Annotated in this window: 7 protein-coding genes, 1 tRNA gene and 2 pseudogenes; 5 read left to right on the top strand and 5 right to left on the bottom strand. The window is 64.1% G+C overall.

Annotated features, from left to right (window positions below; genetic code table 11):
- Positions 1–333, top strand: a pseudogene (locus D769_RS18205) (RNA helicase); the annotation flags it as partial.
- An 11-nt stretch (positions 334–344) separates the two neighbouring features.
- A complete protein-coding gene (locus tag D769_RS18200; protein ID WP_008647926.1) occupies positions 345–1,391 on the top strand; it encodes a serine/threonine protein kinase in 1,047 nt (348 codons plus the stop codon).
- A gap of 54 nt (positions 1,392–1,445) precedes the next feature.
- Here the strand turns inward: D769_RS18200 and D769_RS18195 are convergent, their stop codons facing one another.
- Entirely contained in the window at positions 1,446–1,880 is a 435-nt protein-coding gene (locus tag D769_RS18195; protein ID WP_008647920.1) for a universal stress protein, read from the bottom strand.
- A gap of 326 nt (positions 1,881–2,206) precedes the next feature.
- Here D769_RS18195 and D769_RS18190 point away from each other — a divergent pair, with 326 nt between their 5' ends.
- The 3 genes and pseudogenes from D769_RS18190 to D769_RS32715 all read left to right on the top strand — a co-directional run.
- Positions 2,207–2,830 carry a response regulator transcription factor gene (locus D769_RS18190; RefSeq protein ID WP_008647919.1) on the top strand — a complete coding sequence of 208 codons (624 nt, stop codon included), beginning with the start codon at positions 2,207–2,209 and terminating at the stop codon, positions 2,828–2,830.
- Between the two features lie 122 nt (positions 2,831–2,952).
- Positions 2,953–4,611, top strand: coding sequence for a pyridoxal-dependent aspartate 1-decarboxylase PanP (panP, locus tag D769_RS18185; RefSeq protein WP_008647917.1), 1,659 nt, complete (start codon positions 2,953–2,955; stop codon positions 4,609–4,611).
- Positions 4,612–4,791: 180 nt separating this feature from the next.
- A pseudogene (locus D769_RS32715) lies at positions 4,792–5,056 on the top strand (copper-transporting ATPase); the annotation flags it as partial.
- Positions 5,057–5,163: 107 nt separating this feature from the next.
- Here D769_RS32715 and D769_RS18180 read toward each other — a convergent pair.
- The 4 genes from D769_RS18180 to D769_RS18165 all read right to left on the bottom strand — a co-directional run bounded on the left by D769_RS18180 (position 5,164) and on the right by D769_RS18165 (position 9,277).
- A tRNA-Met gene (locus D769_RS18180) sits at positions 5,164–5,240 on the bottom strand.
- Between the two features lie 168 nt (positions 5,241–5,408).
- Complete coding sequence (locus D769_RS18175; RefSeq protein WP_035881396.1) at positions 5,409–7,106, bottom strand: MFS transporter; 1,698 nt, start codon at positions 7,104–7,106, stop codon at positions 5,409–5,411.
- A gap of 357 nt (positions 7,107–7,463) precedes the next feature.
- Complete coding sequence (locus tag D769_RS18170; protein WP_035881397.1) at positions 7,464–7,784, bottom strand: DUF4212 domain-containing protein; 321 nt, start codon at positions 7,782–7,784, stop codon at positions 7,464–7,466.
- Positions 7,781–9,277 carry a sensor histidine kinase gene (locus tag D769_RS18165; protein WP_081596829.1) on the bottom strand — a complete coding sequence of 499 codons (1,497 nt, stop codon included), beginning with the start codon at positions 9,275–9,277 and terminating at the stop codon, positions 7,781–7,783. Before D769_RS18165 ends, D769_RS18170 begins: the two co-directional genes overlap by 4 nt.
- Positions 9,278–9,304: the final 27 nt, after the last annotated feature.

The following is a 9,304-nucleotide window of genomic DNA, read 5'->3' as shown; positions in this document are numbered from 1 at the left end:
CCGCGCGCCGCGCAAGGTGAGCGTCAGGAAGCGCTGCGCCAACCGCGTCCGGCGCAACCGGCGCGTGGCGAGGCCCGTAACGGCAATGCCGGAGGCAGTGGTAATGCGCCGCGTACCGGGCAGGGAGGTGGGCGCGGCAACGGCCACGCCAATAGCGCCGCCAAGGGCACGGCCAAGGGCAATGCGCAGGGCAATGCGAACGCCAGGGGTGCGAACCCGCGTCCGCAGCAAGCGCGTCCGGCTCAGGACAACACTGCCGCACCGCCCGCTCGCAATCGTCGGCCGGCCCCGCAGGCGGCCCTGCTTGGCGGTGGCCGCAAGCCCGCCCACTGATCGCATCCATCATGAGCGAGCCGGATCGTCCCTCGTCGACCGATGACGTCCCCTACGCGGGACTGACACCCGAGTGCATCCTCGATGCGCTCGAGGCGGCGGGGTTCTATCCGGATGGGCGCCTGCTGGCGCTCAACAGCTACGAGAACCGTGTCTGGCAGGTGGGCATCGAGGATGCCGCGCCGGTCGTCGCCAAGTTCTATCGACCGGGCCGCTGGACCGATGCAGCGATCCTTGAGGAACATGCATTCGTGCAGCAGCTGGCCGGTGCGGAAGTGCCTGCTGTGCCGGCCCTGGCGGCCAACAGCGGCGACCAGCCCGGCACCACGCTGTTCACGCACGAGGGCTTCCGCTTCGCGGTGTTCCCACGCTGCGGGGGCCGCGAACCGGCGCTCGACAAGGCCGAAACCCGCACCTGGCTCGGGCGCTTCATCGGCCGTATTCACGCCATCGGCGCCACCGCGCCATACCAGGCGCGGCCCGCGCTGGATATCGACACCTTCGGCATTGCATCGCGCGACTATCTGCTCGCGCACGACTGCATTCCCGCCGACCTGCAGGCGCCCTGGCGTGCAGCGGCGGACCTCGCGCTGGACGGTGTGCGCCGCAGCTATGAGCGTGCCGGAGACGTTCGCCTGTTGCGTCTGCATGGGGATTGCCATCGCGGCAACGTGTTGTGGATCGACGAAGAGGATGCACGCGGCCGGGGCACACCCGGGCCGCACTTCGTTGATTTCGATGACAGCCGAATGGGACCGGCCGTGCAGGATCTGTGGATGCTGCTGGAGGGAGACCGTGCGGCGATGCAGGACCAGTTGGCCGACGTCGTGGCGGGTTACGAGGACTTCGCGGAATTCGATGCGAGGGAGCTCTGGCTAGTCGAGGCGCTTCGCACGCTGCGCCTGTTGCACTACAGCGCGTGGCTGGCCAGCCGATGGCGCGATCCCGCCTTTCCGGCCGCGTTTCCGTGGTTCGGCACGGCGCGCTACTGGCAGGATCGCATTCTGGAGTTGCGCGAACAGATCGCGCTCATGGACGAGGCGCCGCTCTGGGCCTGAAATCAGCCCAAAGCCGCGCCGTCATGGAACGGCTTGGCCCGAACGGGCCGGTCTTCAGCTTTTTTCCGGCTTGACCATGATTACCGGGCATCCGGCGTGCGCCAGCACGCGGCCCGCGACCGAACCAATCACCGCATCAAGGAACGAGCCACGTCCGTGGGTACCCATGACGATGGCGCCCGCGTCGACCGACTTCGCATAGGCCACGATCTTCTCCGGCGGGAAGCCGTGCAGCGCGTGCTGCTCGAACGGCACCTTGGCTGCCGACAGGATTTCGCAGACCGATACCATCGCCTTGCCGCTCTCTTCCTGGTGCCAGGCGTCGATGGTTTCCTTGCTGACAAATGCGCGTACCTGCCCGGTTACGTCGGGCGTGACGTGGATGACGTGAACGGTGAAGCCGGTCTGCAGCAGTTTGCCGTCGGCAAGAAAGCGCGCTGCCTCGTCGCTGAAAGCGGAGCCGTCGGTGGCAAGTACGATTTGGGGCATGTTTGGATCTCCTAATAGAAAGGTCTGCAACTGCAAGTTTCCATCATGGCACGTGCCTGATGCTACACCTCTAACTTAGGTCAATTCCCGTTGAATTTTTTAAAGATTTCATGATTGTCATCTGTGCTGGGAGACTCTGCGGCCACAGATCTCCGGTGTCTGGTGTCGCTCGGAGCTGGTGCAATCCAGCGGAAACAAGTCTGCAACATCCGAAATGTCCGCATGATGGTCTGGAAATTTCGAAGCGCATCGCTGGCGCCTTCCACATCCGGCCCATGACCTGACGACCTATGCTCTCCGCACATTCGTTTCATCGGAGAAATCGTATGTCCAATGCGCTCGTAATCGACAATCATCCTGGTGTACGCGCGGCGGCTTCCGCCGCGTTGATGGAAGGCATGGGCTTCGAGGAGGTCCGCCTGGCCACAACTGCCATTGAAGCCTTGGAGGAACTGCGCACAAGACAGCGCCCCGACCTGGTCATGGTAGACCTCGATCTCGGTGACCTGCCGGGCGATGCCGTGGTGGAGGAGGTGGTGTCCCATCACCCGACAACGCGCGTGCTGGTGCTGTCAGCCGCAGCCGGCGCTGCCGAACGTGCGTTGCTCAGCGGCGCGCACGGATATGTCGACAAGGGCAACGGCATCGACGGCATCGAGCATGCCGTGCGCGCGGTCATGAGTGGCTATGCCGCATTTCCGCTGGCCCTGCTTACGACGATTCGCCGCGCGGCCAACGCGCCGGTCGATCCAATCTATGTCCTGAGCCGACGCGAGCTGACCGTCATGCGTTTCCTTGCGGCCGGGCATTCCAACAAGGCGATCTCCGTGGTGCTCGGTATCAGCAACAAGACCGTGAGTTCGCACAAGGCCAGCATCATGACCAAGCTGGGGTTCCGTTCCCTGATCGATCTGGCCGAGTTTGCGCGGCGGCATCATCTGGCCTGCTGACAGGGCTTGGGCGATCGTGCGATCGGGCGTGCAGCGCCGGCCTCGGCTTATCCGGCATAATCCCAGCGATTCGCCGCCGCTGCAGTGGCGGCACCACACTGGACTGGGACTGGAAGAGGCACATGAAGGCGCGCAAGGCGGGGAGGTCAGACAACGCTCGCGAGGCAACCGGCAACGACGCGGAAATGGGCGAAGGCTGTCCGCTGCACTGGTTCGATGCGGACCTCGGCGCGTTCGACGACCTGGAACGGCGCGTTGCCGAGCATCCCGCGGACTTCTTTGCCGGGCAGGACTTCGATCCGGTCGGTGCCTGCGCGACGCGCGAGGCGTCCTTCGCCTCGGTCCAGATTCCGGAAAATCCGACCGCGCCGCAGCAACACGCGGATCATCTGCTCAACGATGTGTTCCGGCATGTGATGCCCGTGGCGTCACCAACGTTCGTCGGTCACATGACGTCGTCGCTGCCATCGTTCATGCCGTCGCTGGCCAAGATCGTGGCGGCGCTGAACCAGAACGTGGTCAAGCTTGAAACGTCGGGCGCATTGACGGGGCTGGAGCGTCAGGTGATCGGGATGCTGCATCACCTGGTCTTTGCGCGGGACGACGCGTTCTACGCGCAATGGCTGCACAATGCCGAGCACTCTCTCGGGGCATTCTGCGCGGGCGGCACCACGGCCAATCTGACCGCGCTCTGGGCCAGCCGCAACAACACGCTGCGCGCACGCGACGGCTTCGCGGGCATCAATCAGGCAGGGCTGGTAGCGGCGCTGCGGCACTACGATTACGCCGGGCTGGCGATCATCGTGTCGGAGCGCGGCCATTACTCGCTACGCAAGGCGGCGGATATCCTCGGTATTGGTCGCGAGAATCTGGTGCCGGTAGGCGTCGATGAAGACGGGCGGATGCGCGTCGACCTGTTGCGCGAGACCTTGCGCGATCTTCAACAACGCAACATCCGGACACTGGCGATCGTTGGTATCGCCGGCACCACTGAGACCGGCGCGGTGGACCCGCTCGATGCCATTGCCGATGTGGCGCAGGAGGTCGGCTGCCACTTTCACGTGGATGCTGCGTGGGGCGGTGCCACGCTGCTCTCCGAACGCGAGCGCGCGCGCTTTGCCGGGATCGAGCGCGCGGATTCTGTCGTCATCGACGCGCACAAGCAGTTCTATGTGCCGATGGGCGCCGGCATGGTGCTGTTCCGCGATCCGGCGTGGACGCAGGACATCATCCAGCACGCAAACTACATCGTGCGGAAGGGCTCGGTGGACCTGGGGCGCCATACGCTCGAAGGGTCCCGCGGGTCGGCGGCCGTCATGCTCTATGCGAACCTGCACCTGCTTGGCCGCAAGGGGCTGGCGAAGCTGATCGATACGGGCATCGACAACGCGAAGTACTTCGCGTCGCTGATCGAACAGCAGCCCGACTTCGAACTGGACAGCCGGCCGCAGCTTTGCATCCTCACCTATCGCTATGTGCCGGCGCCGGTGCGGGCGGCGTTGCTTTCGGCCTCCCCCGAAAAGCGCGAACAACTGCTCGAGGCGCTCGACGCGCTGACCATCAATATCCAGGAAATGCAGCGCGACGCAGGCCGCTCGTTCGTGTCGCGGACGCAGTTGACGTCGTCCCAGTGGGGTGGGCGTCCGATCGCGGTGTTCCGTGTGGTGCTGGCGAATCCAGATACGACGCACGAGATCCTGCAGAGCCTCCTGGAAGAGCAACGTGGGCTGGCGATGCAGAGTCCGATACTGCCGGAGTTGATGGCGTTGGTTGGCGGCTAAGAGGCGCTATCAAAATGATTCTGGCGTCGTTGCGCGGCCTTGGCCAGTCTACTTGTACTGTCTGCGGCCGCGCGCCTAGCCAGAACCGCTTCGCTTCATTTTGATAACGCCTCTAAGGGAGTTCGGCTGCAACCTATGGCGGCTGGACAGCCTCCTTGCAGGTAACTCGTGGCCTTCTGCTCGGCATGACTGACTCTCTTCAAGGGCGACCTGCGTGGCGCTGCCCGTGCCCGCAAGTTGTCCGAGGCCACGATCCGGAACATGAAGCAGAACCTCGGCTTCGCTTGCGTCCACAACGCCCTGGGCATTCCCTTGGCTGCGGGCGTCCTGTAGGCATTGACCGGACTGCTGCCTGCCGTTCCTGGTGATCGCCGCGCTGGCAGTGAGCCTCAACTCTGCGCCGGTAGTGACCAACGCATTGCGGCTGGGTAGGGCGAGGATGTAGAGGGGGCGGGTTCCCGGGTGCCGGTGGTAGCAGAGACCGTCGGCGTGTTCCAGCGCCCCAAAGAAAAAAGCCGCAATCCCGTGAAGGACTGCGGCTTTTTAAATAGATGGTGGCGAATCAGGGACTCGAACCCCGGACCTGCGGATTATGATTCCGTCGCTCTAACCGACTGAGCTAATTCGCCAACGAAGACCGCAATTATACCTGTGCCTTTTAGGCTGTCAACACCTTTGTGACAACTTTCTGCAAGCCTCGGTGGCTGCCTAAAAAAACGGCAGGCGCGAGGCCTGCCTGGGAAGCGGAGACCAGCCTGCCGGCTGGTCATCCTGAGCGAAGGTTCACCGACTGGCGATCAGTCGTTCGCGTAGATATCCACGTCCTTGGTCTCGCGGACGAACAGCGCGCCCAGCACGAAGGTCATGGCCGCAATGATGATCGGGTACCAGAGGCCGTAGTAGATGTTGCCGTTCTGCGCCACCAGGGCGAAGGAGATCGTTGGCAGCAGGCCACCGAACCAGCCATTGCCGATGTGATACGGCAGCGACATCGACGAATACCGGATGCGGGTCGGGAACATCTCCACCAGCATCGCGGCGATCGGGCCGTAGACCATGGTCACGTAGATCACCAGGATAACCAGGACCACCAGCACCATGATCGTGTTCATCTGCGCCGGGTCTGCCTTGGTCGGATAGCCGGCCGCGCTCATGGAGTCGCTCACTTCCTTCTTGAACGCCGCGATCTGCTTCTTGCTGGCGTCGTCGAAGCTGTGGCCGCCGGTCACCGTGGCGTCGAAGGCCTTGATTTCCTTGTCGCCGATCTTTACCGAAGCCATCGTGCCGGCCGGGGCCTGCACCACTTCATAGCTGGCCGATGCCTGGGCCAGCGTGCGCTTGACGATATCGCACGAGCTGCGGAAGTCGATTTCGCGAGCGATCGGACTGCCCTGGAACGAGCAGGTCTTCGGATCGGCCGTGACCACGATCTGCGCGGTCTGCTGCGCACGTTCCAGCGCCGGGTTGGCGTAGTGGGTCATCGCCTTGAACAGCGGGAAGTAGGTCAGCACGGCCAGCGCGCAGCCCAGCATGATGATCCATTTGCGGCCGATCTTGTCCGACAGCGAGCCGAAGAAGATGAAGAACGGCGTGCCAATCACCAGTGCGCCGGCGATCAGCAGGTTGGCCGTCTTGGCGTCCACCTTCAGCACCTGCGTCAGGAAGAACAGCGAGTAGAACTGGCCGGTGTACCAGACCACGGCCTGGCCGGCGGTCAGGCCTACCAGCGCCAGGATCACGATCTTCAGGTTGCGCCATTGACCGAATGCCTCGGTCAGCGGGGCCTTCGAGGTCTTGCCCTCGGCCTTCATCTTCTGGAAGGCCGGCGATTCGCTCATCGACAGGCGGATATACACGGACATGCCCAGCAGCAGGATCGAGACCAGGAACGGGATGCGCCAGCCCCACGTGTCGAACTGCGGGCCCGTGAGTTCACGGCACAGCAGAATGACGATCAGGGACAGGAACAGGCCCAGTGTGGCGGTGGTCTGGATCCAGGCGGTGTAGGCGCCGCGCTTGCCGTGCGGAGCGTGTTCAGCCACGTAGGTGGCTGCGCCGCCGTACTCGCCGCCGAGCGCCAGGCCCTGCAACATGCGCAGTGCAATCAGGATGATCGGTGCGGCCCAGCCGATCGTGGCGTAGCCGGGCAACAGGCCGACGATGAATGTCGACAAGCCCATGATCAGGATTGTCACCAGGAAGGTGTACTTGCGGCCGATCATGTCGCCGAGACGGCCGAACACCAGTGCGCCGAACGGGCGCACGATGAAGCCTGCTGCGAACGCCAGCAGCGCGAAGATGAATGCGGAAGTGGGGTCGAGGCCCGCGAAGAACTGCTTGGCGATCACCGCCGCCAGCGAACCATACAGATAAAAGTCGTACCACTCGAACACCGTGCCGAGCGACGAGGCGAAAATGACCTTCTTCTCCTCGCGCGTCATCGGCGCATTGTGGGCTTTGCCGCCAGGCATTGCCACGTTTTGCGCGTTTGCCATTGTTGTCTCCTCCGTCTGTCGAAAGGGTCCCCGGTCTGGCCGTGTCTTGCGCTTGAGGTATCCGCGCGTGCCGGCCTCTGCACCGAAGCTGCAAAGGATTGTGGGAGGCGAAACTTACTGAGTTCTGACAGAGTTCCCGCAAAACGTGCCGGATTCGTCGGGGTATACGCTAGACGTTTCGAGGCTGCTTTCAGCGGAGTATTTGCTGCGTTGCGTCGGTCCGAAACCGCAAACCGCATGGCTTGTAGGGTGCGCGGGAATCTTGCTTTGCAGCATTGGCGCACGTGACGCGGCATGGTCATCGAATTGCCCCTTACGAGGGGTGCCGCGTGTTTGCGTCAGGATCGGCCGGCTGCGTCAGGATCGGCCGGTGGGATTGGTGGGTGGTGCGGGATGGGTCTCGGCGTCTGGCGTCTCGCTGTCGAGTTCGCGATCCACCCGATTCATGTGCCAGGCGTAGAGCGCGGCCATTGCTACATATACGATCAGCGCGCCCTGCGCGGCCGCCCAGAACGAGAAGGGCCAGCCGAAGAAGTCGAAACGCAGTTCGCGTGCGAACCAGGCGACGACGAACGTCACGACGAACCAGATCACCAGCAGCACGGCGATCCAGCGCAGGTTGTGGCGCCAGGCAAGCCGCTCGCGCGGCGTCATGCGGTCGGGCGGGGCTTTCCTCATGTGTTGGTCTCTTCCGGCGGCGCGCGGCGCAGCGTCACGTGGAACCGGGCACCGGCCAGACGAGGCTCGGTCTGGTACACGTTGTCGTCGATGGATACTTCGCCGCCGTGCTGCTGCACGATCTCGCGCACGATGGCCAGCCCCAGGCCGCTGCCTTCGGTGTTGGTGCCGAGCACACGATAGAAACGCTCCATCACGCGTCCGCGCTCGCTCGGGGGGATGCCCGGCCCGGTGTCTTCCACATCGAGATATGCGAACGGCTCGAATGCATCGGCGATGACGCGCACCGTGGCATGTCCGCCGGGTGGCGTGTAGCGAATGGCGTTGTCGACGAGGTTGTTGAGCATCTCCGTCAGCATCACGCGATTGCCCGTGACCATCACGGGGTGCTCGTCGCCTTCCAGGCCAAGGTCGATCTGCCGCGCCCATGCCTGGGGCAACAGGTCCTTGACCACGTCGCGCGCCAGCGCGGTCAGGTTTACCGGCGTCATGCCGCCTACCCCTGCCAGATTTTCCATGCGTGCCAGCGACAGCAACTGGGTAACCAGATGCGCGGTGCGTTTGGAGCTGCCGGCGATCTGCGCCAGCGATCGATGCAGTTCCTCCGGTGATTGCTCGCGCTGGGCCAGTTCCGCCTGCATGCGCAGACCCGCGAGCGGTGTCTTCATCTGGTGTGCGGCATCGGCGATGAAACGCTTCTGTGTCTGCACCGACTGCTCGAGTTGCGACAACAGGTCGTTGAACGATGCTACCAGTGGCGTGATTTCCTGCGGCGCGGCGCGCTCGTCGATCGGGCTCGTGTCGCCGGGATTGCGCGCGCGGATGCGCTGCTGGATCGCGGTCAGCGGTGCCAGCCCGCGCGTGAGGCCAAACCACACCAGCACCACCGCGAGCGGCAGGATCACGAACTGCGGCAGGATGACGCCCTTGATGATTTCATTGGCCAGCCGCGCGCGCTTGTCCAGCGTCTCGGCCACCTGCACCAGCACGGGCTGGGCGCCGTTGACGTTCTTCAGGTCGACGTAGGTATAGGCGACGCGCACATCGTTGCCGGCCACGCGATCGTCGCGCAGCGATACCAGCCCGGCATGTCCCTCTTCGTCCTCGGACGGAAGCGGCAGGTCGTGATCTCCCGCCACGTACTCGCCGTGCTTGCCTACCACCAGGTAGTAGATGTTGTCGGTCTCGTCGGCGCGCAGGATCTCCCGCGCGGACAGTGGAAGCTGCAGCGTGACGCGGCCGTTGACCTCGCGCACCTGCTGCGACAGCACGATGGCGCTTGCTTCTAGCGCGCGGTCGAACGGCCCGTTGGCAATCGACTTGGCGACGAGGTATGTGACGGCGATGCTCATCGGCCAGAGCAGCAGAAGCGGCGCCAGCATCCAGTCGAGAATCTCGCCAAACAGCGAGCGGGGCGCAGGGTGCGCCGAGGTTTCTTCGAGGTGCGGCAGGGCGTCGGCCAGCGCCTGGTCTTCGGCCGCGGCATCGGCCAGCGTGGGCCGGGTGGGGTCCGTCGCGCG

Source organism: Cupriavidus sp. HMR-1, from assembly GCF_000319775.1.
Taxonomy (GTDB): domain Bacteria; phylum Pseudomonadota; class Gammaproteobacteria; order Burkholderiales; family Burkholderiaceae; genus Cupriavidus; species Cupriavidus metallidurans.
Note: the sequence above shows the minus strand (reverse complement) of the source record. Positions and strands in the feature narration are given on the sequence as shown.

Coding starts and splice junctions, on each gene's coding strand:
- D769_RS18200 (WP_008647926.1), top strand. CDS start 345: ATGAGCGAGCCGGATCGTCCCTCGTCGACCGATGACGTCCCCTACGCG.
- D769_RS18195 (WP_008647920.1), bottom strand. CDS start 1,880: ATGCCCCAAATCGTACTTGCCACCGACGGCTCCGCTTTCAGCGACGAG.
- D769_RS18190 (WP_008647919.1), top strand. CDS start 2,207: ATGTCCAATGCGCTCGTAATCGACAATCATCCTGGTGTACGCGCGGCG.
- panP (WP_008647917.1), top strand. CDS start 2,953: ATGAAGGCGCGCAAGGCGGGGAGGTCAGACAACGCTCGCGAGGCAACC.
- D769_RS18170 (WP_035881397.1), bottom strand. CDS start 7,784: ATGAGGAAAGCCCCGCCCGACCGCATGACGCCGCGCGAGCGGCTTGCC.
- D769_RS18175 (WP_035881396.1), bottom strand. CDS start 7,106: ATGGCAAACGCGCAAAACGTGGCAATGCCTGGCGGCAAAGCCCACAAT.